The sequence below is a fragment of the Pseudoalteromonas sp. GB43 genome, assembly GCF_054923805.1.
The window spans coordinates 755,724-780,120 of record NZ_JBPCHJ010000001.1 but is presented as its reverse complement, the minus strand read 5'-3'; the positions used below and the strand labels follow the sequence as shown (position 1 = coordinate 780,120).

Annotated in this window: 26 protein-coding genes and 2 pseudogenes; 11 read left to right on the top strand and 17 right to left on the bottom strand. The window is 41.8% G+C overall.

Translation table 11 applies throughout. The annotated features are described in order from the left end of the window. Positions 1-72: 72 nt before the first annotated feature. Together ACRWSG_RS03685 and ACRWSG_RS03680 are read left to right on the top strand one after the other, a co-directional pair. Complete coding sequence (locus ACRWSG_RS03685; protein ID WP_062565075.1) at positions 73-501, top strand: hypothetical protein; 429 nt, start codon at positions 73-75, stop codon at positions 499-501. Next, the gene (locus tag ACRWSG_RS03680) at positions 498-689 is read left to right on the top strand and encodes a helix-turn-helix transcriptional regulator (protein ID WP_054551820.1); all 192 of its coding nucleotides are present in this window, start codon (positions 498-500) and stop codon (positions 687-689) included. The genes ACRWSG_RS03685 and ACRWSG_RS03680 overlap by 4 nt, the downstream gene beginning before the upstream one ends. 46 nt (positions 690-735) lie before the next feature. On the opposite strand, the gene ACRWSG_RS03675 is transcribed toward ACRWSG_RS03680, so the two are convergent. Continuing rightward, positions 736-1,926 (bottom strand): MFS transporter, encoded by a 1,191-nt coding sequence (locus tag ACRWSG_RS03675; protein ID WP_462165647.1) that lies wholly within the window; start codon positions 1,924-1,926, stop codon positions 736-738. A 267-nt stretch (positions 1,927-2,193) separates the two neighbouring features. Here ACRWSG_RS03675 and ACRWSG_RS03670 point away from each other — a divergent pair, with 267 nt between their 5' ends. Then, positions 2,194-3,045, top strand: a complete 852-nt coding sequence (locus tag ACRWSG_RS03670; protein ID WP_166339103.1) for a universal stress protein — start codon at positions 2,194-2,196, stop codon at positions 3,043-3,045. Positions 3,046-3,149: 104 nt separating this feature from the next. Continuing rightward, positions 3,150-5,282 carry a TonB-dependent receptor gene (locus tag ACRWSG_RS03665; protein WP_462165646.1) on the top strand — a complete coding sequence of 711 codons (2,133 nt, stop codon included), beginning with the start codon at positions 3,150-3,152 and terminating at the stop codon, positions 5,280-5,282. 1,076 nt (positions 5,283-6,358) lie between these two features. Here the strand turns inward: ACRWSG_RS03665 and ACRWSG_RS03660 are convergent. Continuing rightward, on the bottom strand, positions 6,359-6,487 hold the full coding sequence (locus tag ACRWSG_RS03660) for a DUF2986 domain-containing protein (protein ID WP_462166888.1): 129 nt from the start codon (positions 6,485-6,487) through the stop codon (positions 6,359-6,361). A gap of 173 nt (positions 6,488-6,660) precedes the next feature. Between ACRWSG_RS03660 and ACRWSG_RS03655 the strand changes: the two are divergent. After that, positions 6,661-8,150 (top strand): annotated as a pseudogene (locus tag ACRWSG_RS03655) (dipeptidase). A 65-nt stretch (positions 8,151-8,215) separates the two neighbouring features. On the opposite strand, the gene ACRWSG_RS03650 reads toward ACRWSG_RS03655, so the two are convergent. The 4 genes and pseudogenes from ACRWSG_RS03650 to ACRWSG_RS03635 all read right to left on the bottom strand — a co-directional run bounded on the left by ACRWSG_RS03650 (position 8,216) and on the right by ACRWSG_RS03635 (position 11,290). Next, on the bottom strand, positions 8,216-9,007 hold the full coding sequence (locus ACRWSG_RS03650; RefSeq protein ID WP_138601384.1) for a putative porin: 792 nt from the start codon (positions 9,005-9,007) through the stop codon (positions 8,216-8,218). Positions 9,008-9,135: 128 nt separating this feature from the next. Beyond that, positions 9,136-9,564: an OsmC family protein gene (locus ACRWSG_RS03645; RefSeq protein WP_462165645.1), complete on the bottom strand. Its 429-nt coding sequence runs from the start codon at positions 9,562-9,564 to the stop codon at positions 9,136-9,138. Positions 9,565-9,653: 89 nt separating this feature from the next. Beyond that, positions 9,654-9,806 (bottom strand): DUF2256 domain-containing protein, encoded by a 153-nt coding sequence (locus ACRWSG_RS03640; protein ID WP_462165643.1) that lies wholly within the window; start codon positions 9,804-9,806, stop codon positions 9,654-9,656. After that, positions 9,796-11,290 (bottom strand): annotated as a pseudogene (locus ACRWSG_RS03635) (cryptochrome/deoxyribodipyrimidine photo-lyase family protein). The gene ACRWSG_RS03640 and the pseudogene ACRWSG_RS03635 overlap by 11 nt, the downstream one beginning before the upstream one ends. 169 nt (positions 11,291-11,459) lie before the next feature. Here ACRWSG_RS03635 and ACRWSG_RS03630 point away from each other — a divergent pair. Together ACRWSG_RS03630 and ACRWSG_RS03625 are read left to right on the top strand one after the other, a co-directional pair. Beyond that, on the top strand, positions 11,460-11,747 hold the full coding sequence (locus tag ACRWSG_RS03630) for an EF-hand domain-containing protein (RefSeq protein WP_054551812.1): 288 nt from the start codon (positions 11,460-11,462) through the stop codon (positions 11,745-11,747). Beyond that, on the top strand, positions 11,744-12,211 hold the full coding sequence (locus ACRWSG_RS03625) for a hypothetical protein (protein ID WP_462165642.1): 468 nt from the start codon (positions 11,744-11,746) through the stop codon (positions 12,209-12,211). The genes ACRWSG_RS03630 and ACRWSG_RS03625 overlap by 4 nt, the downstream gene beginning before the upstream one ends. Before the next feature lie 43 nt (positions 12,212-12,254). Here ACRWSG_RS03625 and ACRWSG_RS03620 read toward each other — a convergent pair whose 3' ends face one another. Further along, complete coding sequence (locus ACRWSG_RS03620; protein ID WP_138601395.1) at positions 12,255-12,854, bottom strand: FMN-dependent NADH-azoreductase; 600 nt, start codon at positions 12,852-12,854, stop codon at positions 12,255-12,257. A 187-nt stretch (positions 12,855-13,041) separates the two neighbouring features. On the opposite strand from ACRWSG_RS03620, the gene ACRWSG_RS03615 reads away from it, so the two are divergent. Beyond that, the gene (locus tag ACRWSG_RS03615; RefSeq protein ID WP_462165641.1) at positions 13,042-13,428 is read left to right on the top strand and encodes a hypothetical protein; all 387 of its coding nucleotides are present in this window, start codon (positions 13,042-13,044) and stop codon (positions 13,426-13,428) included. Between the two features lie 122 nt (positions 13,429-13,550). After that, complete coding sequence (locus ACRWSG_RS03610) at positions 13,551-14,963, top strand: alpha/beta hydrolase family protein (RefSeq protein ID WP_462165640.1); 1,413 nt, start codon at positions 13,551-13,553, stop codon at positions 14,961-14,963. A 59-nt stretch (positions 14,964-15,022) separates the two neighbouring features. On the opposite strand, the gene ACRWSG_RS03605 is transcribed toward ACRWSG_RS03610, so the two are convergent. Genes ACRWSG_RS03605 through yghU form a run of 4 tightly spaced genes read right to left on the bottom strand, consistent with a single transcriptional unit; the run spans position 15,023 to position 17,640 of the window. Further along, complete coding sequence (locus ACRWSG_RS03605; RefSeq protein ID WP_462165639.1) at positions 15,023-15,253, bottom strand: hypothetical protein; 231 nt, start codon at positions 15,251-15,253, stop codon at positions 15,023-15,025. Between the two features lie 8 nt (positions 15,254-15,261). Continuing rightward, positions 15,262-15,408, bottom strand: coding sequence for a hypothetical protein (locus ACRWSG_RS03600; protein ID WP_462165638.1), 147 nt, complete (start codon positions 15,406-15,408; stop codon positions 15,262-15,264). A gap of 58 nt (positions 15,409-15,466) precedes the next feature. Beyond that, positions 15,467-16,765: an MFS transporter gene (locus tag ACRWSG_RS03595; RefSeq protein WP_462165637.1), complete on the bottom strand. Its 1,299-nt coding sequence runs from the start codon at positions 16,763-16,765 to the stop codon at positions 15,467-15,469. Between the two features lie 35 nt (positions 16,766-16,800). Then, complete coding sequence (gene yghU, locus ACRWSG_RS03590; RefSeq protein WP_054551806.1) at positions 16,801-17,640, bottom strand: glutathione-dependent disulfide-bond oxidoreductase; 840 nt, start codon at positions 17,638-17,640, stop codon at positions 16,801-16,803. A 111-nt stretch (positions 17,641-17,751) separates the two neighbouring features. Here yghU and ACRWSG_RS03585 point away from each other — a divergent pair, with 111 nt between their 5' ends. Further along, on the top strand, positions 17,752-18,126 hold the full coding sequence (locus ACRWSG_RS03585; RefSeq protein WP_054551805.1) for a SpoIIAA family protein: 375 nt from the start codon (positions 17,752-17,754) through the stop codon (positions 18,124-18,126). Between the two features lie 8 nt (positions 18,127-18,134). Then, positions 18,135-19,154, top strand: a complete 1,020-nt coding sequence (locus ACRWSG_RS03580; RefSeq protein WP_462165635.1) for an endonuclease/exonuclease/phosphatase family protein — start codon at positions 18,135-18,137, stop codon at positions 19,152-19,154. Positions 19,155-19,197: 43 nt separating this feature from the next. Here ACRWSG_RS03580 and ACRWSG_RS03575 read toward each other — a convergent pair whose 3' ends face one another. The 6 genes from ACRWSG_RS03575 to ACRWSG_RS03550 all read right to left on the bottom strand — a co-directional run bounded on the left by ACRWSG_RS03575 (position 19,198) and on the right by ACRWSG_RS03550 (position 24,362). Continuing rightward, positions 19,198-19,788 carry a rhomboid family intramembrane serine protease gene (locus ACRWSG_RS03575; protein ID WP_462165634.1) on the bottom strand — a complete coding sequence of 197 codons (591 nt, stop codon included), beginning with the start codon at positions 19,786-19,788 and terminating at the stop codon, positions 19,198-19,200. A 96-nt stretch (positions 19,789-19,884) separates the two neighbouring features. Further along, on the bottom strand, positions 19,885-20,622 hold the full coding sequence (locus ACRWSG_RS03570; protein ID WP_054551800.1) for a dienelactone hydrolase family protein: 738 nt from the start codon (positions 20,620-20,622) through the stop codon (positions 19,885-19,887). 89 nt (positions 20,623-20,711) lie between these two features. Next, entirely contained in the window at positions 20,712-21,941 is a 1,230-nt protein-coding gene (locus tag ACRWSG_RS03565) for a glycerophosphodiester phosphodiesterase family protein (protein WP_462165632.1), read from the bottom strand. A 35-nt stretch (positions 21,942-21,976) separates the two neighbouring features. After that, the gene (locus tag ACRWSG_RS03560) at positions 21,977-22,834 is read right to left on the bottom strand and encodes a carboxylate/amino acid/amine transporter (protein WP_054551798.1); all 858 of its coding nucleotides are present in this window, start codon (positions 22,832-22,834) and stop codon (positions 21,977-21,979) included. Positions 22,835-22,933: 99 nt separating this feature from the next. Then, positions 22,934-23,845: an amidohydrolase family protein gene (locus tag ACRWSG_RS03555; RefSeq protein ID WP_462165631.1), complete on the bottom strand. Its 912-nt coding sequence runs from the start codon at positions 23,843-23,845 to the stop codon at positions 22,934-22,936. Between the two features lie 37 nt (positions 23,846-23,882). Beyond that, complete coding sequence (locus tag ACRWSG_RS03550; RefSeq protein WP_462165630.1) at positions 23,883-24,362, bottom strand: amidohydrolase family protein; 480 nt, start codon at positions 24,360-24,362, stop codon at positions 23,883-23,885. Positions 24,363-24,397: the final 35 nt, after the last annotated feature.

Below are 24,397 nucleotides of genomic sequence, written 5' to 3'. Positions count from 1 at the left end.
AAAGTTTGTTTGACTTTTTGTGTTGCTAGGTTAATCTTTAGTCAAGTTTACTTTACTTTTAAGGTGAGAATAATGAATCAAACAGGATTAACCTTTAAACAACGTAATAAGCAGAACACGCTAAACCTCGCTAAATGGACATCAGCATGGGTGATTACTTTAGCAATTGCCTCATTTGGGCCGCATTTTTTATGGCAAGAGCAGGCTATTTTTAGTGTTGTAGCAATCTTAATTAATGTAGTAGTTGGCATCATGATGATTTTATCGAACAAACGACAACTTCAAGGAATGGATGAGCTGCAGCAGCGTATGCACCTTAATGCAATGGCCATTACCTTGGGTGCAAGCTTGGTATTTGGTTTAGCTTACTCGGTGGTGCAATCAAGTGGTTTAATAAGCTTTAAAGAAGATATATCGCACCTCGTGCTCTTTATGGGCTTAACCTATTTAGTGAGTCTTTTAACGATGAATAAGCAGTTAAACGACGAGGGCGAAGAATGAAAAACCGCTTGAAAGTGCTTCGTGCTGAGCACAACTACACCCAAGCGAAACTCGCAGAGCTTTTGGATGTGTCTAGGCAAACTATTAATGCGATTGAAAAAGGTAAATTTGACCCAAGTTTGCCATTAGCATTTAAAGCCGCGCGTTTATTTAACCTGAGTATCGAAGAGATATTTCAGGATGAGTAAGTCTGATAGCCTTCAGCCTTCAGCCTTCAGCTATCAGACTGAGAGCTTAAGGCTTACAGCTTTGTCTTTTCATCTGCATCGCACTTAACGACCACATTAAAAAGCCACCTAAGAATAATGCCGCCGAAACATAGCCTGTTTGACTAGGGAGTGCGCCCCCAGCAATAGCCATGCCGCCAAGCCAGGGATTTATGGCATTGGCAGTATTAAACGCACACTGTACTAGCGCACCAATCATGGCATGCCCTTGTGGTGATACATCCATTAATAACGATTGGATCACGGTACCTAAACCAACACTAAAACCAATAAAGAAAATCACCGCGTATAACAGCCAAATATTATGGCTTGCGCTTACATAACTGGCTGCAAATACTACAGCACCAATTAGCGCTGCGCCTGTGGTTTTCAGCGGTGAGTGGTCGGCGGCTTTACCTAATAGGTAGTTACCTAAAGTACAACCAATACCAAACATGATCATAGCAATAGAGATAGTGTAAGCAGGGGTATGGGTGACTTCTAAAATAGTGTCGGCAATGTAAGTGTAAACACAAAATACACCACCAAAACCAATAATGATGATACCTAGAATGGTCCATACGAGCTTGTTCTTTAATACACTTAACTCATCGAGAATCGATGTTGGCGCGGTATTTTTTACGTTAGGTACGTATTTCACAATCAATACCAAGGCAACTAACGCAAGTACAGCGGTGCCTGCCAAACAATAACGCCAGCTAAAGTTTTGCCCCACTAAGGTGACCATGGGCACACCAACGATAGTGGCAATGGTTAAACCCATAAATACCTTTGACATAAAGCTTGCGCGTTTATCGGCAGGGGCAATGTCGGCTGCCAATAAAATAGCAGCGGCGAAGTAGGCACCGTGTGGTAAACCACTTAAAAAGCGAAATAAAATAAGTTGCTCAAGCGAGTTTGCAAAAGCACTTAAGCCATTGAATAAAAACATCATACTGACAAACATCAACAGTGCATTGCGCTTACGCATGTTGGCGGTTGTGATCATAAATAGCGGTGCACCGACGACGACGCCTATCGCGTAAGCACTAATGGCATAACCACTTTGCGCTGGCGTAGACGAAAATGTTTCGCTGATCAGGGGCAACATTGGCATCATAGAAAATTCTGATAGGCCTAAAATGAATGTGCCTAAAGCCAATACTATCAGAATGGTAAACGTGCTTGCGTTGCCTTGGGAGTTGGCTACGTTAGTCATGTAATTCCTTTAAAATAAATTTAAAAACAAAATAGATTTTTGATAATTGAAAGTGCCAGTAACAAATACTTTGTTCTGGAGTAGAGATGTGTGCCCAGAGCTATTGTAATACAAATTAATGGGGTTGATACAGTACTTTTTGGAACGTTCTATATTAGTTTGCTATAAGAAAATAACCTGAACTTCTTAAGTCTTTGCTGTTCAAAATAAATACAGAGAAAAAGCCAACTATACTTGGTTAATTAAATTGGTTTGAAGGAGAGTGTAATGAAAAAGATATTTGCTTGTATCGACGGTTCATGCATGACCGATGCGGTGACAGAAGCGGCTATTTGGATTTCTAAGCGCTCCAGCCATCCAATTAATTTTCTGCATGCATTAGAGCCACCTTTGCCGCAGGGCAGTGATGATTTAACCGCAATTATTGGTTTAGGTTCGCAAACCTCATTGTTAGAGCAATTGGCAAAACTTGAACAAGAGCGCAACAAAGTAGCGTCGCAGCACGGTCAATTATTGCTAGATGAAGCAATGAAAAAAGCCGAGCATGCAGGCTTAACCGAGATTGAGCAACAGCAGCTTTCAATGAGTCTTGTTGATGCCTTACTTGAACATGAAGACAATGCCCGCGTGATGATAATTGGCCGCTCTGGCAAGGGCCACTACGATGATTTTAAAGTACTGGGCTCGCATATTGAAACGCTGATCCGTCAGGTGCATACCCCGGTTGCGATTGTGCCGCCGCAATTTCATGAGCCTACAAATTTTATGCTGGCTTATGATGGCAGCGAAAGTACCGACAAAGCGATTACACAAATTATCAAAGGCGGTATTTTATCCGGCTTAGATTGCCACTTGGTGATGGTTGATAAACAAGACGGTCACAGCCAAGACAAACTCGATACTGCCTCAGCAAGGTTGGCTGAAAACGGCTTTAATGTGAGAGCGCGTATGCTCGATGGCGATGTTTACCAAGCGCTGTGGCGATATAAAAGTGACCACGCCGTTGACTTAATGGTGATGGGCGCATTTGGTCACTCTAAATGGCGGCAGTTCTTTTTAGGCAGCACGACCTTAAAAATGCTTGAAGATAGCCGTATTCCTTTAGTGGTGTTGCGCTAAGTTATTTACCTGTGACAGGGTGCGACAATATGTCACGTGTTCAGACTAATTAATGAGTTTTATAATCGGCGTCATTAATTATTTGCTTTGATTTTAAAAGAGTTATGAACACGCAATCTTCTCGCCCTGGTTTTTTATTTTCCAAAATTGCTGCAGCACTTAGCTGTGTTTTAAGTATTTCTGCCTTTGCTGATGATTCTATTGAAGTGATAGAAGTACAAGGTCATGCCCAAAATAACCATCAATTAGTTGGCTCTGCAGACGCGTTACTGAAAGATTTAGGTGTTGATTTTTCTGCGGCCGGAGGGGTGTCTAACTTGCCAGTAATGAACGGCATGATGGGCGATAGAGTTAAAGTTTTAGTTGATGGTGCTGATGTTACAGCAGCGTGTGCTAACCAAATGAACCCGCCACTCTCTTATGTGTCGGCAAACCAAATTGCCTCTTACAGTGTCGTTGCTGGTGTATCACCGGTAAGCAGTGGCGGGGATAATATTGCCGGTGTTATTAGGGTAAATACGATTGCCCCTGGATTTAGTGATTCAGACTCAGTGAAATGGCGCGCAGGCTATGTTACCGCCCAGTACAAAAGCGTTAACGATAGCCAAGCATACGCGCTAGGTGCCAGCCTTGCGAGCAAACAGTTTAGCTTGTCTTACCAAGGCAGCTTTGAAGATGCTAACAGCTATGATGATGGGCATGGTGAGCGTGTACTTGATACCTTATATCGAGTACAAAATCATGCCTTAACAGGCGCTATTCGTAATGAGAAACAACAGCTTGTGGTTAAGCTGACGCATCAAAAAATTCCTTACCAAGGCTTTGCAAATCAATACATGGATATGACCGATAACACCAGTTATGGTTTCGTTGTTCAGTATCAACGTGAGCTTGAAAATGGTGATTTGCAGGTGCAAGTGAATGCGCATGATGTAAAACACGAAATGGGTTTTTTCAGTAATGAGAAAACCGGCATGATGCCAATGAATACCGATGCACAAGATTACAGTTACCAAGTTCATTGGCGCACTGACTTATCAAAACAGTCATCACTAATGCTAGGGCAAGAATATTACGGTTATCGAATTGATGATTGGTGGCCAGCGGTTACAGGGTCAATGATGATGGGCCCAAATGAATACGTAAACATTAACGATGGCAAACGTGACCGCCTTGCGGCATTTGCGGAGTACCAAAACCAAGTAAACCAAGCATGGTGGGTGTCGGCAGGTGTTCGAGTTGAGCAAGTCACCACAGATACTGGCGAAGTGCAGGCTTATAACGAAGGTGGCATGAGCGGCATGGCTAATATGGGTTCAATGATGGATATGTCAAAAACCGACGCCCAAGCTGCGATGGAATTTAACCAATTAGACCGTAAACGTGACGACACTTTAGTTGATATCAGCTTGCTTGCTCGCTATCAATTATCGAATAACGATGAGCTGCAATTTGGTTTAGCTCGTAAAAACCGCGCACCTAATTTATATGAGCGTTATAGCTGGGGTGTAGGTACGATGGCAACCACCATGATTGGTTGGTTTGGTGATGGTAATGGTTATATTGGTAACCCAGATTTAGAAGCCGAAACAGCTCACACATTAAGCTCTAGCTACACCAAACTTGCCAAAGACGATAGCTGGCAAGTAACGGCAAATGTTTGGTACACGCAAGTAAATGATTATATTGATGCTGAAGTGACTAAGAGCTTTAATCGCACCGACATGGCGCATACCAAGCGTAATATTCTTACTTTTACGAACCTAGATGCCACTCTTTACGGTGCAAAACTGGCGGGCTTGGTAGAGCTTTACAACTCAAAGCAAGCAGGAAAATGGCAGTTAAAAGGCTCACTAACCAGTACTCATGGTGAGCGTGATGATAGCAATGAAGACTTATATCAAATTATGCCACTGCACACTGAGCTGAGCCTAGAGCACGAATACAAAGGCTGGCAAAACGCACTGAGCTGGCAATGGGTTGATAGTAAAACTCATGTTGATGAGCGCCGTTTAGAAAACCAAACCGACAGTTATCAGTTACTGGCTATCTCAAGCCAGAAAACGTGGCAAAATTTAACCTTTAAGTTAGCAATTACCAACTTACTTGATGAATATTACCAACAGCCACTTGGCGGTGTAAGCATTGCTAATTACAAGCAAGATATGAGCAATGGCTTTGAGCAACTTGCCGGACAAGGCCGTTCGTATAATGCCAGTGTGAGTTATAGGTTTTAGGTTAGGGAGTTAGCGAGTTGCTAGAGTAAAGTTAGCAAGCTGCTAGGGTAAAGAGTGAAGAGAGCTGTCAGCTTTCAGATTAAAACCAGAGTTTCTAGTTACGAGAGTAAAGTTAGCGAGTCAGATCACGTGTCCGATATAAATGTGACATAAGCTGTCGTAGGCGTGAAATTTATTTCGCGTTAAAACATATTGCACAAAGAGAAAAGAATGAGAAGACAATGAGGTAAAACAATAGATTACTTGTTGTATTCTCTAAAGCGCAGCGCCTCATATTCTCTTTGTGCAAATAAATGTCTTTGACGTAGGCGTGAAATTTATTTCGCGTTAAAACAAATTGCACAAAGAGAAAAGAATGAGAAGGTAATGAGGAAAAACAATAGATTACTTGTTGTTTTCTCTAAAGCGTAGCGCCTCTTATCCTCTTTGTGAAAATAAATGTCTTTGATGTAGACGTGAAATTTATTTCGCGTTAAAACAAATTGCACGAAGAGAAAAGAATGAGAAGGTAATGAGGGAAAACACTGGATTACTTGTTGTTTTCTCTAAAGCGCAGCGTCTCATATTCTCTTTGTGCAAATAAATGTCTTTGACGTAGGCGTGAAATTTATTTCGCGTAAAAAAAAATTGCACAAAGAGAAAAGAATGAGAAGACAATGAGGTAAAACACTGGATTACTTGTTGTTTTCCTCTAAAGCGCAGCGCCTCATATTCTCTTTGTGCAAATAAATGTCTTTGATGTAGGCGTGAAATTTATTTCGCGTTAAAACAAATTGCACAAAGAGAAAAGAATGAGAAGACAATGAGGTAAAACACTGGATTACTTGTTGTTTTCTCTAAAGCGCAGCGTCTCTAATCCTCTTTGTGAAAAAATGTCTTTGCCGTAGACGTGAAATTTATTTCGCGTTAAAACAAATTGCACAAAGAGAAACTAATGAGAAGAAAATGAGGAAGTAATATTAAAACTTTTTTTGTTTTTCTCTAAAGCGAAGCGTCTCTTATCCTCTTTGTGAATCATAGAAGTGTTGCGCGATATAAAATCGCGCCTACAATTTTACCCCTGACCGCTAGGTATTTTAATTTTCCTGCTCAGCTTCTTGCTGTGCTAATTTTTCGCGTTCTGCCTTTGAGATGTAGACCGGTTTATTGCTCTTATGCAATTTTGCATTGGCACGCTTATCTTTTTGCTTAAGTTTTGTGAAGATTTTTTTCTGCGGTTCATGAGTCTAACAAACGAATTAATAGGGTGAGTGGCTATTGTACCTTGTTGGTATTTTTAAGCGATCTATTTTGCTTGAATTAGAGATGTTATGTCGGCGTTATAAGCGTTACAATCAAGGCGACTTTCTAAAAACCTTCTTAAACTCTGGAGCTTATCTTGAAACATTCATTACTTGCTGCATTTTTATTAAGTGCTTTCTCTAGTCAGGCAACTGTGTCTGAGCAAAGTGAAAAGCTGGCTAGCTACGCGGTAGAGCAATATCAACAAGCGCAAATTCATACCTTAGAGAATTTAGTTTCGTATCCAACGGTAAATAAAGAAGGTCTAGCGACTCCTGATAACCCAGATTTTATTGGCTTTAAGTCGTTCTTAAAAATGAAAGCGGCGCAGTTTGGTTTTGATTATCAAGATTTAGGCTACACAGTGTTAATTGGCATGGGTAACCAAGCTGACAAAGTAACCATAGTAACCCATGGTGATGTGCAACCAGCAGACGCCAGTAAATGGCAGCAAAGTCCTTTTAAAATGGATAAAACCTCTGAGCCAGGAAAGCTAATAGCTCGTGGTACAGAAGATGATAAAGGCGCAATTGCGACTGCACTGCATGCAATGAAGGCGATTAAAGATAACGGTATTACTTTAAATAACCGTATTGAATTAATGGTTTACCTTGCAGAAGAGTCTGACTGGGCACCACTCGAAGAGTTCATGAAAACCTATCAGCAACCAAAATATGCTGTCACTATTGATGCTTCATACCCTGTGGTTGTTGCAGAAAAAGGCTGGAGCCTAATTGCGCCGACTTTCTCTGCGACCTCAGCACAAACAGGCTTATATGTCAGTGATTTAAAAGGCGGCGCCTTTGTTAGCCAAATCCCTGAAGATGCCAGCGTGTTAGTGCATAACGCTGATGCGGCGACAGTGGCTAAATTACACGACAATGTTGCTAAGCTTAAAAACGTCAAAGTGGCGATGACAGAGCAAACAAATGGCTTGTTAGTCCAAGTGAAGGGGATTTCAGCGCATTCATCTGAGCCAGAAGCGGGTGAAAATGCCATTGCGCACCTTGCAGAAATCTTTAAAGGTATTGATCTTGAGAACAATAGTGATGGTCAAGCCATTGAGTTTATCAATCAACTAATTGGCCTTGATTTATACGGCGCGCAATTCGGTGAAATTGGTTACAAGCATGACTTTATGATCCGATGACTGTTTCACCTACCTTATTAAGCCGCGACGGTAACGACATTAAACTGTCGATTAATATGCGTCGTCCGGTAGGTAAACAAGAAGCGGTGCTTAAGCAGCAAATTAATGAAGCGCTTAGTTCTTGGCAAACCACTAATGGTGCTACGTTAAAAGACACTAAAGTTATTATTGGTACGCCAATGCTGTTAGATGGTGCGCCTCATGCAGAAGCATTACTCGATATCTTTAAGCACTTTACCGGCGATAAGGACGCGGGCTTTGTGTCAATTGGTGGTGGCACAAATGCTAAGCTGTTTGATAATGCGGTGTCATTTGGTCCATCAATGCCAGGTAAAAAGTACACAGGTCACTCAGAGCATGAGTTTATTACTGAAGAGCAGTTAGCACTGAACTTAAAAATGTATACTGCAATGATGATGAAGCTAGGTAATATGTAATTCTATAAACTGAAAACGCCGCTTTATAGCGGCGTTTTTGTTTAAAACTGGTGACTCATTCCTATTTAGAATTGGGCAACAAACTTAAGGTTATAAAGTTCAGCAGAGCCGCTTTCAGTGTAATTCGCGGTTAAATAGTATTTATCATTAATAAAGTACTTACCTTGTAAAACGAGTTCAGAATCATCCAACCCTGCACCTATGGCATAGTGATCGCCGAAGTAGTAGCTGATCATGGCATTGCTTGCTGAATCATAAAGGCTGTCTTGATGGCCAACATCGACGGTAATGTAATGGCTACCGCTTAAATGATTAAAGTATCTGGCAGAGACATTCCAAACGTCGAGTTCATCATCTGTTTCTGCACTAAAACCAAGGTAATCCTTATCGTTGATTTGGAGGTTATACTGCGCTTTCAAGCGGAAATAATCATCACCATAGCTACGCACATCCCTATTTACAGAGACTTTTAAGGCATCGGCAAATAAGTAGCCAAGTCCTAGCGTGTAATTGTCTAAATCCCTCACGTCCCTCATATCAGCTACAGCAAACCAGTTGTTAAAAAAATACTCGCCTGATAAACCAATATCGTTGTAATAGTCTCCTCCTGAGTAATTCACTCGAAAGTTTGTATCTGTATCTAGGTAACCATAATCATCGAGCACCCCCGAGCTTTGCTGCTCTTCAAAGTAGTAATGGCTTACTAATTGATAGCCATCAAAGTCATAATAGTCATTATTAATATGAGTGTATTCGATACTGTTGAACCATTGTTTACTTACTTGTTGTTCTGTGGCGATTGAGCAGTTTGAATAAGCAAGTGTTGCAAGAGCGATCGGGGCTAATTTTTTAATCATACATATCCTTGTTGTATTTGGTTTTGCTTCATAAAGATAATACAACGAGGCGGTAAAAAGAATGTAATAAAGTGTTGTGGGTCTGTTAGTTTGTGAAAAGGCCAAGCACTGCTTGGCGTTTACAGAGATTAATTAAGCGTTGTGGTGAGTGATATTTCGGCATTCATCAGTTTAGAAATAGGGCAGCCTTGCTTGGTTTTCTCACAAAGTTGCTCAAACTTTTCGAGTGAGATTTCTTTTATCTTTGCGCTGACATCAAGTGCAATGTGGCTCACTTCGAAGCCGTCATCAACCTCATCAAGGCTCACTGTTGCTTTGGTCGTTATGTCGTCAGCGACAAAGCCAGCTTCAGTTAGTGCCAGCGATAGCGCCATGCTAAAACAGCTACTGTGTGCCGCTGCAACCAGTTCTTCAGGGTTAGTACCTGGCTTATCTTCAAAGCGAGTGTTAAAGCCAAATGGCTGTTTCTCAAGCGCGCCACTTTGACTAGAAATATAGCCTTTGCCAGATTTAATATCACCAGACCAACTCGTATTTGCAGATTTTTTAATTGTCATCGTCATCTCCTTTGTAAATTTTTTCGACGACCGTGAAAGGCTTTCAGGGTTTTGTGCCGAAAACGGTGAGTTCACGATATAAGTGCAACTTAAACGCCAATATTTCTTTTTGCCTCACGCTTGCAACGTTCTGAGCAGTATTTAACATGCTGCCAATCACGTTGCCATTTTTTACGCCACATAAATGGACTGTCGCAAACGGGGCAGGTTTTGCTGGGTAAATTCAGCTTTTTATGAGCCATGGCGTTGTCTTTTAAGGCTTATCACATGCTTATGCAGTACGGCTTTTGTGCCACGTTTTACGTCATCACGTTCTCGAAATGACCATAACCGCTCACGTGCTTGTTTGGCTGCGTGTTCAATATCGACCATGGGCTCTGGGTAGTCTTCGCCGAGTTTAAAATTATTAAACAAGGCTTCCATTGGCGGTTGTTGCCATGGCTGGTGGAGATCTTCTATGGGTAAGTTTTTAAGCTCAGGGCACCATGTTTTTATAAATATACCATCTGGGTCTTTGTCTTCAGATTGCTTTATTGGGTTATACAAACGAATGGTGTTAGTTCCTGTGACCGATGCTTGCATTTGGATTTGTGGGTAGTGAATACCCGGCTCAAAATCTAAAAAATAACGCGATAAAATAAAGCTGACTGATTGCCAATGAATGTTCATATGATGAGTCATAAAGCTGACTAACATAGCGCGCATTCGAAAGTTAATGTAACCTGTTGCTGCGAGGCAGCGCATGCACGCATCAATTAAAGGAATACCTGTTTGACCTTGTTCAAAGCGCTTTAAGTGCTCTGCAACGAGTTCATCATCACGATAAGGGTAGTGTAGGTAGCCCGCGTTTTGCGGTGCAAACTCCATGCTGCATTGAGTTTCGAACTTTTGCATAAAATGGCAATGCCAATGAAGCCTAGATTCAAAAGCATGTAATGAGCGACGCCAGCTTAAAGGCTGCTTTACTAAATAGTATTTTAGGGTTTGATAAACTTGTCTGAGGCTCAGGTTGCCAAAAGCTAAGTAAGGCGAAAGCCTAGAGCATGAACCTCTACTTTTGGAAGGACTTGAGATGCCACTTTGGTAGTTTTTTGCACGCTCTTCTACAAAGCTCTGTAGGCAAGCTCTAGCTGCATGAGGGCCACCATATTGAAACTGCGGGTCGTGCTTTAGAAAATCATTAACACAGGTCGCGGCTTGGTAATTATGAGGCAGCACTGCATTAAAGGCTTGCCAATTTGGCGTTACAAGACGTTGGTTCATCACGCCATGCCAATGTGCTTGCCAATCAAACTGTTTTGGTCGCTCGTTTTACACCTCCAAGTGGCGTTTCGTGCCATGGAATTGCTTTACTGTTTAGCCAGCGTGTGACCTGTTTATCTCGCTCAAATGTATTGTTTAGGCCTATTTCTTGATGACTATAAACCCCTGCAATATCAAAATCTTCACTGAGGGTTTCTAACAAGGTAATCATTTCTTGATTATAAATGGCGATTTCAGCGTTGTATTTTTCAAGTTGTTGGTTGATGTCTTTTAGTGACTGAGCAACAAAACGCCAGTGCCTTAAGCTGTAATGGGGGTCGTCGAGTAATAGAGGCTCAAAATTATAAATGAGTAAGCAAGGCAGCTCTGATGCAATCGCACTGGCAAGTGGTTGATGATCAGACAGCCTTAGGTCACGTTTGAACCAAACAAGATTTACTTTTTGTTTTTTTGAGTCTGCCATAAACGTGGAGTTGAAAAAGTGTTTTGCTCTTAATACGTAACAAGTTACAACTTCGATTAATTGCTACAACGATCCACAAAGTTTCCACATTTGTAGCATATTGCCCACACACTTTTGAATGATATTCAGATTATGCTTATGGTCAATTGAATGACATAAGAGGTTCGCTATGAAGCATTTATCTGCACTTTCTGTTTTAGCTATTTCGTTGTTAGTCACAGCGCCCGCTTGCTTTGCTCGCGACCATCAAGGCGGTCCACCCCAGCGACCTGACTTTACGACGATTGATATTGATGGCAATGGGGTGATTGATTTTACTGAGTTTAGTGAACAGCCTATGCCAGAAGATATGCTGCAAACCATTTTTAATGACATGGATACTGATCAAAATGGTGAAGTAACTGAAGACGAGTTCAACAACCATAAACCACCAAAACGTAAGGAAAATCAACGATGATCAACAGTGTCTCATCGGGTGCGAATTTTCAGCCCATGCAACGACCGCAAGCAGAGCCGTTAACCAGTGAACAGACAGAGTTAATGAATGAAACTTTAGCTCAGTTTGATCCTGAAAACTTAACTGCAGAAGATGCACAATCTATTATGCAAACATTTAAAGATGCGGGTATTCAACCGGGTCAAGAAATGGAAGCAATTATGGCTGAAGCAGGCTTTGATGCCGCTAAAGTCGGTGAATTAGGTCGTCCTGAAGGTGAGCGTCCTCCTGGTTCGCCACCACCTCCGCCTAGTGGTAACTCACTTGAGCAGGTTGATACTGAAGAAGTTGTCAGTTATTTAGATGAGTTGTTAGCGCAATATTCTGATCAACTGGGAGAAGAAGATAAAGAAGCGATTCTAGCTTCTGTGCAAGAAAAGTTTGGTTTATCTGAAGGTGAATCGCTGTTATCGGTCACAGCGTAAATCACAAAGCGGTCATGATGACCGCTTTTTTATGCTCTGCTAATTACAGTGCTGCAGCAAAAGTCTTTATTTCGTTTTGTGCTGCTTCTAAGCTTTGCTCTGCACCCGGCATCGCAAGACCTTCGGCATAAATAAAATCAACGTCAGTCATACCCACAAAACCAAGTACATCTTTTAAGTATTTAGTTTGTGTATCCATGTCAGTGCCTTGATACAAACCACCACGTGCTGCAAGTACCACCACTTTCTTGTCTGCAATTAAACCTACAGGGCCTTGCTCAGTGTATTTAAACGTAATACCAGCACGGGCAATACGATCAATCCAAGCTTTGAATGTTGATGGAATTCCAAAGTTGTACATTGGCATACCAATAACAATCAGTTCGTTATCGTTAAGTTCAGCAATTAAATCGTCAGAAATTGCAGCAAGTGCTTTTTGCTCATCGCTACGCTCGTTTGCATCAGTCATCCAAGCAGCCATTTCTGTCTGCGTTAAGTGAGCAATCGCATTGTCGCTTAAATCGCGCGTTGTTACTGAAATTTGTTGGTTGTTAGCAAGTTGCTCAACAAATTGTTGGCTAAGTTTGGTTGAATTACCTTGTTCACCATTTAAAGATGAATTTAACACAAGTACTTTTTTCATCATGTCACCTAAGAAAACTGAAGTAGTGCAGCCATTATAATTATCAAAAAAATAAATTAATAATGCTATTAATCGAGTGTTATGTTCGTTTTAAGCGAATGAAAGATATGCCTAAGTTTTTTTGAGTTAGTCTTTTTTTGTAATTTAATGTTAATATTGTCGGAACAATAAAAAAATGGACTTTACTATGAAGTACTTACTGCTTACATTTTTTGCAGTGCTGAGCTTAATGCCCCGTGCTGCTGAAAACACGCAACTCCCTGTAGAATCATTCGCCTCTTTACGCGCTTTTAGCCAAGTAAAATTTTCGCCTAGTGGTGAACACATATCGTTTATTCGAAATGTGAATGGTGAGTTGGTTTTAATGGTTTATAACCGCAAAACTAAAGAAGCAGATGCTGTTATTCGTTCAGATAATCACACTATCTTCTTCGATTGGTATGAATGGGCAAATGATGAAGTACTGCTTTTAGGTGCACGCTATATTCAACGTCAATTTGGCGTCCTAAATATACATCTACGCGTTTATATGCGTATAACATTGGTGGTGATGGAAAAGCGAAACTGGCTATAAAGCCTAACTTTAATCGTAATGAACGCCAACCGCAATTTGGTGATCAGGTCATCAGCTTTTTACCCGATCAAAAAGATAAAATTTTAGTTCAAGGTGACTTTGATGTTGCCAATGCCCCTGGCGTGTATGAACTTAATTTAAGTACACTTCGTAAGAAAAAAATTCAGCGCTCACGCAGTAAAGTGATTGATTGGACAGCAGACCGCCAAGGTAATGTGCGTATTGCCCTTAAAATGGATGAAGACGAATTCGAATATATTCTTTACGATGAAGATAGAGATAACCGTAAAACGTTATTTAAATATAAAGCATTTACCCCTGATGTAGTGACTGTTTTGGGCTTCGATAAAGACCCTAATATTCTTTATTTCAAAGCTCTTAAAGATGGCTATGATGCGCTTTATAAAATGGACCTAACGACCATGAAAAAAGAGTTAGTGTTCAGCGATGATAATTATGACTTCGACGGTCATATTTTCTACTCACCACTTACAGGTGAAGTAGCAGGCTTTACACACTCTCAATTAGATGAAGGGATCCGTTACTGGAATGAAGATTTAAATAAGCTCTATACAGGTTTACGCGCTGTTTTACCAAAAGATAAATTTGATATTGATATAATTGATACCAGTAAAGACCAACGCCAATATGTGCTTTATTTAACAAGCGACGATAGTGCTGGAACATACATGTTAGGGAACCGTGATACAAGTGAGCTAACGGTATTTGCAAGCGCATTTCCAGATGTAAATGAAACTGTTTATAGCGGTAAAAAGAGAATCAGTTATAAAGCCCGTGATGGTTTAACTATTGAAGGGTATTTAACTTTACCTGTGGGTTACAAAGAAGGCGATAAATTACCCACTATTGTGTTCCCGCATGGTGGTCCTATGGCTCGTGATTACGCTGGTTTTGACTATTGGACTGCATTACTTGCTTATAATGGTTATGCAGTACTGCAACCAAACTTCCGTGGTTCTAGTGGCTATGGCCATGAATTTGAGATGGCTGCAGTTCAAGGTTTTGGTAAAGAAATGCAAGATGACTTGCAAGATGCGGCGAATTGGCTTGTTGAGGAAGGTATCGCTAATAAAGATAAAATCTGTATTGGCGGGGCAAGTTATGGTGGTTATGCTGCATTAATGGCGGTGGTTAAACACCCAGAAACATTCAAATGTGCAGCAAGCTTTGCAGGCGTTACTGATCTTGAGCGTATTGTTAGTAAAGCGCGTTATTTCACTAATAAAGAAATTGTGCGTAAGCAATTTGGAACTGATGGCGATAAACTTGAAAAGGTGTCGCCTGTTAATTTTGCAAAGCAAATTAATCGTCCGGTGCTGTTGGTTCATGGCTCTGATGATAATGTAGTGCCTGTTTATCATAGCCGTGAAATGGATGATGAACTTAAAGACGAAGGTAAAGATGTTACTTACATTGAGCTTGAAGATGGCGATCATTACTTATCGCACCAGCCATACAGAATTAAAACGTTGAAAGCGTTTTTAGAGTTCTTCGATAAGAACTTGAAAAACTAGAATTAGCAAAGAAAAGGCGACCTAGGTCGCCTTTTTTAATACCTGATTCTGCGTCAATTTTATTTATAGGCTAATTCAGCATCAATATTGCGCATTAAGTTGGTAACCCAATTGATATATTGGCGGTGGATTTTTTTGCCATTGTAATCAAGGTTTATCGAATCTTTGTAATCAATAGAGTATTCTTGCTCGTTAAACGTTATATCAACGCGTAATTGGTGTTTACGAATATCAAGTTTACCTAAAATTTGACCTTCGGCATTTGAACGACACGTCCAGCCTAGTTTCATACATGCTTTTAAAATATTGGTTTTGATACTTTCAAGGTCATGTTATCAGACGCCATTTGCGGTACAGGGTTTGCGTCAAAGTTACGAATAGGCACACTGGTGCTACAAGCAGAAAGTGTTAGTAGGGTAAAAAGTGCAAGCGCTGCCTTTTTCATAGTAAGTCCTTTTTGGAAATAAAATCAGCGCGATTATGCGCTTTTTTTACCCGAGGGTCTAGGCATCGGGTAAAAACCACGCACTAATTGCACCAAGTAAGCCTAAGATACTGTAGAAAAAAATTAACTCAGCAGTCGTTAAGTAGGTATTTAGTAAGCCGACGCTACCTAGCAGTAATAATATAACTCCGATCACCGTATTACTAACAGAGACATAGTCAGTGCGCTTGTTTCCTTCAGCCATATCAACAAGGTAGGTTTTACGACCAAGGCGAACCCCTTGATGAGCTACGGTGAGTAAAAAATAACAGAGTGGTAATAGCCAAAACTCATTGAGCGTTTGTGGGCTCAGATAAGCAACTAAATAAACGGCGAAACCGTTGAGGGTGACGAGCATTGCAGCAAACACTAATACCTTGCGGCTCGATAAGTCACTTAGTCGACCCCAGATAGGCGCAGAGACTAAGCTGGCAAGCCCAGAAAGCGCCATAAACGTAGCAAGTAGTGAAAAGTCGAAAGCCTGTTCACTAGCAAGAACGATATAAAACGGGGCGCTCAAAGCAGAACATAGCAACAACGCACGAGTGATAATAAAGTGAGCAAATTGTTTATCTTGGTAAAGCAGTTTTAATTTTGACAAAGCATGCAAAAAGCCGTTTTCAGCGCCCTCGGTTGCGCCCTTGTATTCTTGAATGCGACTATAGCTGAGCGCTGCAAACAGCCACATTAAAGCGGCCAGCATTAAAGCAACATACACCCCATTTTCATAGCCAAGACTTTGTAGATACCATAAACCAAGACCAAAGGTGAGCGTTGCAAATCCGGCAAAACTCGCAGCAAGACCGCTAATACTGCCTCGTTGTTGTTTAGGTATGACCTTGCCTAATACATCTTTTGCAGCAATGGAATTAAAGCCACGAGCAAGGCTAAAGATAATCAAAATCGCGATGATAGCAAAACCTGCTGTTGCACCTTGAAGTGTTAAAGCACAAATAAGCATGCCTACAATACACAAAGCTTGCACTATGGCGCCAATCACCCAAACCCACTTTCTAACAGGCAGCCTACGAATAGCACTGGCGATGACCAGTTGTGGCAACATTGAGCCTGACTCACGAATAGGCACAAGCCAAGCAATAAAACTACTTGGTACATTAATGCTTTGCAGTAGCCAAGGCAGAGTCACTTTAGGGTTTAGCAGGGCATCTGCAAACTTACTAAATAGTTGGCTCACTAATAAAGTAATAAAATTGCCGGGCACCACTTTACAAGCAGTTTCATCAATCGCTTTACAGGCACGGGCATCTTCGGTATTGCTAAGACGTTGATAGATATCTTCTTTACTGAGCTTTTTCATACTTTTTATTTTTATGAAAAAGGGCCGTTAAGCCCTTAAAAATCTTCCTTAGAGTGGCGCTCTGCTAACTGCTCAGCTTCATCACCCCAAGTTCTATTGACTCTACGACCTCGTTTTACAGCAGGGCGGCGCTCAATTTGTTTTGCCCAGCGCATCACATGGCTGTATGACTCAACATCTAAGAACTCTGCCGCATCGTATAAATTGCCAAGTACCAAGCTGCCATACCAAGGCCAAATAGCGATATCGGCAATTGAATATTCGCTACCAGCCATATAGTCATGGTCGCTTAAATGACGGTTTAATACGTCTAGCTGGCGTTTTACTTCCATGGTGAAGCGATCAATTGGGTACTGCATTTTAAATGGTGCATAACTATAAAAGTGACCGAAGCCTCCGCCTAAGTAGGGGGCAGAGCCCATTTGCCAAAACAGCCAATTACGACATTCTGTTTTACTGGCGTGATCGCTTGGGATCAGCGCATCAAACTTTTCTGCCAGGTATTGTAAAATTGCACCTGACTCGAACACGCGAGTAACGGGTGTGGTACTGTGATCCATTAAGGCTGGGATTTTTGAATTAGGGTTAACACTGACAAACCCTGAAGAAAATTGGTCACCATCGCCAATTTTAATTAAAAATGCATCGTAGTCGGCTTCATCAATACCAAGCTCTAATAGCTCTTCGAGCATGATAGTGACTTTTTGGCCGTTTGGTGTCGCAAGTGAGTAGAGTTGTAGGTCATGTTTACCAACGGGCAAGTCTTGCTCGTGGGTTGCACCTGAGACCGGACGATTTGTCTTCGCCCATTCACCACCGTTTTCTGCATCCCATTGCCACACTTTAGGTGGCGTATAACTGTCGGTATTACTCATTGAAACTCCTAAATTGTGCTTTAATGAATGTCATTACGAGACTACCATCCTAGTTGATCAGATAGAGCAAGGGAAGTACAGTTATTAATTATGAATAACAAGGAGGATGACATGAAAAAGCATGGTTTAGCCATTGGCCTTGAGCGCACTGGCACGACTTTTTATCTCACAATGAAAATTGTTGGGAAGCTTACCCACGAGGATTATAAAACTCTCACTCCGCTTATAGATAATGCTGTAGCGGCAGTTCCGAGTGCAAAAATAAGAGCCTATGTTGATATTACTGAACTAGAAGGCTGGGAGTTACAAGCCGCGTGGGATGATTTTAAGCTAGGCCTTAAACACAACAAAGAGTTTTGCCGTATAGCAGTAGTTGGTAACAAACACTGGCAACAAGTGGCAAGCAAAGTGGGTAACTGGTTTATCAGTGGCGAAGTGAAATACTTTGAAGACCCGATTATTGCCTCTGAGTGGTTACACGAATAAGGAATTAAGTGATAAAAAACAGCCAATTAAAGGTGGCGACATTTAATTTATATAATTATTTAGCGCCACCTGACGCCTTTTATGATTTTCAGCGCATTTATAGCGCTGAGCAATGGACCAAAAAGCAGCGCTGGCTGGCCGATTACCTTAAAAATCAGCAGCCAGACATTATTGGCTTTCAAGAAGTGTTCAGTATCAATGAACTAAAACATCAAGTTAACGCAGAGGGTTACCCTTATTTTGCAGTCGTTGATGAGCCAACGGTGATTGATGACTTTATTTATCGCGATCCGGTTGTGGCCATTGCCTCACGCTTTAAAATTGTTGCTGTCAGTCAGGTTGAGGCAGAGCAAGATGATATTTTAGCGATGGGCTTGAGCGATAATTTTAACTTTAGCCGCAGTATTATTCGCGCAACACTTGAAGTACCTCACTTAGGACACGTCGATTGCTATGTAGTGCACTTTAAATCTAAGCGCAGCATGCTCCATCACCAAGATGATGAAAGCCAAAGCGAACAGCAAAACTTAGTTATGCAGTTAAAATCGCAAGCCCTTGGGCGCTGGGCATCAAGTATGCAGCGTGGCAGTGAAGCAGCGCTGTTACTCGTTGAAATTATTAAGCGCAGAGCGCACACCAATAACCCTGTGATTGTGATGGGGGACTTTAATAATGAGTTACACGATGGTGTGCTTAACCATTTAATCGCTGACCACCTTCGTTTTAGCGGTCATAGCCAAAATAGCCCATCTCGTTCAGAGTTTAAACTACAAGATAGTTGGCAACTCTATCAGCGCCATGTTGTCACTGAGAACGACAGAGAAGCCACCCACTATTTTGGTAGTAGCAGCTCAGTATTTGATTATATTTTGTTATCCCGTGAGTTTGATGCCGGGTTTCAGAGCAGCTTTTTCGAGGTAGTTGATTATCACACCTATGATCAGCACTTAATCAACCCACAGTTTGCCTATGATGATCAAAGTACCGACCATGGCGTCGTGATGGTGACAATGAAGTTAAGAGACTAACTTATAGCTTTCAGCTTTCAGCTTTCAGCTTTCAGCTGTCAGTTTAAAGCTTTGGGCTCTTTTGTTTATCACGTTTTGCCATAATATAACCGATAAATGCGCCGCTGATTGCGCCGAATAAATGGCTTTCGAATGAAATATGAACGCGCTGCGGAAAAACACCCCAAATCAGGCCGCTGTATAACACAACAACCGCAATACTGATTAAAATGGCTTTGAATGAGCGGTGCATAATGCCGTAGCTAATTAAATAGCCCCATAAACCGTAGATAACACCACTTAGGTTTACATGAATATTGCTGCGGCCAAATAGCCATACTAATAACCCACCAACGAGCGCTGTGCCTGCAAACACCAGCCAAAAGCGTTTTACGCTAAATTGGCAAACTAGCCAGCCGAGAATAGCAAATGGCACTAGGTTACTAAAAAGGTGCGCCCAGCCACCATGTAAAAATGGCGCAAAAAATACCCCTGATAAACCAGACATTTGTCTTGGCAAAATACCTAAACCGTTTAAGTTTATGCCGGGTAGGGTATTAATTATTTGCAGTACCAAGCACACCAGCATAATGCCGAAAATTGCGAATCGCTTACTACTGATAGGAGGAATTTTGACAGTTTTTTTTTCAGTCATGATGAGAAGCTCTTAAATCAATGTGACCGAATGAGTATAACTTATTAAAAGTGAAGGTAAACACCTTGATATGCAAGGTGTTTACTAAAGCACTATTTAAACAAGCGTGCGATTAAATAAAGCAACGGCTTGTTGATACATGCTGATGGCAAGGGCTGGATCGTATCGGTCGCCTTCGTCGCGCATAAACGCATGTTGGGCGTTCACTTCTTGCCACTGGTAATTAATGCCTGTTGCCACCGCTTGTTGGTAAATTTTAAGGCGGCCTTCTTTTGGTACATGAGGGTCTTGTTTACCCCAAACAAAGTGGATCTCACCTTTAATATCTGCCATGCGCTCAAATGAGTTATTACCCGCTTGCGCTGGTAAGGTATCGCTGTGTATATCTGTCGCGTATAAACAAAAAGCGGCTTTGATACTTGGGTTTAATGCAGCACGGTATGCAAGGTGACCACCAATACATACGCCCATCGCACCTACATTCCCTGTGCAGTAATCTTGTTGGCGTGCAAATGCAATTAAAGCGTCAGTATCTGAGTCATGGCTCTCAAGCGGTTTTGCCCATTTGTCGGCATTGCCTTTGTCTTTACCTGCATCATCATAGGCAAGTACTGTCCCAATAGGATTTAACTCATGAAAAACTTCTGGCACTAACACGACAAAACCATGGCCAGCAAGTATTGCCGCAGAGCGTGCAATTGGTGCTGTTTCTTGGAAAATCTCAGAATAGAAGATAATACACGGGTATTTACCTTCTTCTACAGGACGATAAATACTGGTGCGCATTGCGCCTGTGTTGGTCGCTATGTCGTGGCTCTGGTGCTGAATAATCATGTTTATCCTTGTAAAAAACGGTTTAGCTAATAATACCTCAGCCCCACCTTTTGGACGAGTCAAAGCCCTTGAAATTTATTGATGCTCAGTTATTCCTTTGAGGCAGGATACTGCATACAGCTTGCGTAATAGGTAAGAGTAGCAGACCAGTCAGAGAAAATAGCCATCACACCCACTTGCTTAGCAAGGACGTCTACCACTTTCATCATTTGCCCATCTTGTTTAATTACACGGGCAATCGACTGGTAATAATAACCACCGCCATTATTTAATGGACCAGAGCGCTCTAAACTCCAAGTAATGATGTTCAGTCCGGCTTGTTTAGCTTTAATAGCATAAAGCGATGGCACTATTGCACCTGACTCATCAAGGCTCAAAAGCATCCACATTGGCGGTGCGATAATGCGTACTCCATCGTTATACAGAGCCTGCATTGATGGCTGCCAGGTGGTGTCATCCATGGCATCAAAGTCTGCTTGCTCATCTCGGCCATCAAGATAAATACTGTTGCTCGCAAATTCAGAGTGATTGTTTAGCCAATACTTCACATCTTCAAGATTAAATGATTGCGGATACACATCATCGCTATTCACACCTAAATCCCGATACTCATCAAGCATTTTTTGCGCATAATCTTGCTGGCTAAAACCATTAAATGGCATGCTAACTTCTGGGATTTTTAGCTCGGGTGTCATTTTTACACCCAGTGATTTGAATAACTCAATGCTTTGCTGGTGGGTCATTACGGTGCCACTGTTTGCGTATAAGTCAGTGCGCCAGCTTGGCGTTCCTTGCATATATTCTGCGACGGTTTTGGCGTTTGGGTTGGCGCCATCCATTTTAGCTTTTAAGGTTAAAAACTCAGCTTGGGTGATATCGCTGGTGCAGCATTTAGCCTGAGCTGGTTGGCCGCCTTTGGCCGGGGTAAAAGGTTGGCTGCATTTTGCAGCCAACTCAGGAATCGCTAAAATGTTGGTAGTGGTGTGTAAATCACACTGTGAATGGCGACACACGAGTTGTTTGTCTTTAGTAAAGGCGACGTCACATTCAAGTACGCCAGCGCCCATTCTTGCAGCGGCTAAATATGACTCTTTGCTGTGCTCAGGAAACTGCATGGGGGCACCGCGATGACCAATTACAAAATCAGTTTTATAGAAAGGGCCATTAGCGCATGTCGCAAGTTGCTGCTTTAAAGGTCCATCAGTCATCTTGTCGATTAAATAGTAAGGCCTAGCACCCACTTGCACTGCCTGCTCCTCAGGCAGATTCTTACAACCTTGAATAATTAAAACTAAACAACATAAAACCAGTGCGCGCATAACAGCATTCCTCTAATCTAATAGAGTTTAGCCTATCATTGCTCCATGGCAGTTTTATTAAGTTTCTGATTTATAATAAGTGCTAATAAGATAATCGCTGCGCCGATGGTAAGCTTGATGATATCGGCATCACGATTCCATATCACAATGTTAACGATGATCCCTGCTGGGATCAGTAGATTATTCATGACAGCCAAGGCACCTACATTGACGATGGTCGCGCCCTTATTCCAAGCAAAATAACCAAGCCCTGAAGCAATCGTGCCTAAGTAAATTAACACGCCCCATTGTGTCGTTGTGGTGGGTAGCTTACTGGTATCACCAAATAAACCGTAACAAATCAGCGCGACAATTAAAGCGCCAATAAAGAACCAAGCAAACACCCGAGAGTGGGGGAGCTGCTCATCTTGCATTAAACGTTTGTAGGTTACTTGCCCAGTGGCAAAGCAAATATTGGCAGCCTGCACCATTAACATACCAATAAGGTAGTTCTCATCGACGCCTTCATAGCGAATAGCAACGGCGCCTAAAATAGCCAGTAATGCGGCGAATAAAAACTTGGCATTAAAACGTTTTTCAAGCAAATCGTTTAACAAAGTGATGTAAAGTGGCGTCATTACCGTGAATAGCAGTACCTCGGGCACGCTAAGGTACAAAAACGAATGGTAATAGAAGCTGTACATCACACCAAGTTGTACTGCGCCAATTGCCATGAGCTTTAGGGCTAAGGCTTTAGGCGTTTTACGCCAGTGTAAAAAGGGCAAAAATACGCAAGTTGCCAAGCCAATACGCATTAATACACTAAACCATGCATCCACTTGGCCTGCTAAATAGACACCAATAAGACTAAACGAAAAGGCCCAAAGCAGGGTTACAGCAAATAAGTAGGTCATGTTATTCGAGTTATGTGCAAAAAGGGCAGTGTATATGAGATGGCTGAAAATTAAAATTGCCCATGACGGATAATACGCGGTCATGGGCAATGGGGGGGGTTAGGGTTGGCTGGCAACAAAGGCTTTGGCTTGTTGCTTTAAAAGCTCAAGTGCGTTGCTATCGTAAAACGTGCTGTGCGAGACAACACCCTTTAGCGTTTGTGTATTACTAATATCAATAAGCGGGTTTTTTGAAAGCAAAATGAGATCCGCTACTTTGCCTTCACTAAGGGCACCGTATTGCTGTTGTTTATTTAAAAATTTAGGCCCCGCAAGTGTCGCAGCTTGCAGCGTTTGCAGTGGTGTTAGGCCATATTCAGTAAAAATACTCAGTTCTTGGTGTAAAGAAAGCCCCGGATAAATATACGAATTTAAAAAGCCTGCATCTGTGCCTGCAATAATGCTCACACCTGCTTGTTGGGCGATAGGGAGTAACTGTGCGGTTTTAATAAAACGCTCTTTGCGCTGTTTGATTTGTGCAGGGGTGTCTTTGTTAGCTCTATCAACTCGCCATTGATAAGTCGCTTTTAAACCCTTACCTAAATAATCTAAATAGGCATCGTCCTGATGATTATCTTCATCAATGTAAGCCGTTATTTTGCCACCAATCAAGGTTGGCACCACGGCGGTGTCGTTGTTAGCAAGAACCGTAAACTTCTCAATGGCTGTTGGTTCATCAAACTGCGCGGTGATAATGGGCAGCGCAGTGCGATAGCTCAGCTCTTTTGAGGCAACCTTTGCAGAAATATCCGCTTCGTTTTTAGCCGCAGCTTTAAGCATATAGGTCATATGCTCAATAGCATCAAGCCCCGCCTTGGAGACATCAGTCACAGACAATGAAAATGGAATATGCCCCGAAATTTGGTAACCCCGTTTTTTAACCTCTTTTACTGCCTTTAGATAAAGCTCAGGCGTTAAAGCGCTGTCGGTAATTTTGATAAAATCAACGTCCATGCTGTCTAACAGATCCATTGCAGCATGCATTTCTTCAGTCGTTTCTACTTCTAAATCACCAGGCCGAAATAGACCCTTTACCTTCTAATTTCGGGCCTGAGGTGAAAATAGTTGGCCCCACTAACTGACCTTGTTTTACTTGTTCTCGCCAGCTAAGTACAGATTCACTTAAATCAGCCGCAGCATCACGAACAGTCGTTACGCCGTAAGCTAAATACAGTGGCAAGAGCTGTTTATTCTCTTCAATAAGCTCATCACCACCGCCAAAATGAACATGCATATCCCATAGACCAGGCATGACATACTGACCTTTGGCATCAATCAATGTTGAGCTTTGATAGTGGCTACTTAAAGGTTTATCGCTACGTTTAATGATAATTCCATCGCGAATGGCAAGAGATTGCTGTGTTGCGATAGCCCCAGTTTGCATATCAATAATTTGGGCGTTTTCTATCACGATGTCAGCGCGCTCATCTGGGGGTGATGAACATGCAGCTAATGCTGAGCAAAGTCCTAAAAGTAAAGCGTTTTTCATGTGTGAGCTCGTGTTTTTCTTTGAGATTAGCAAAA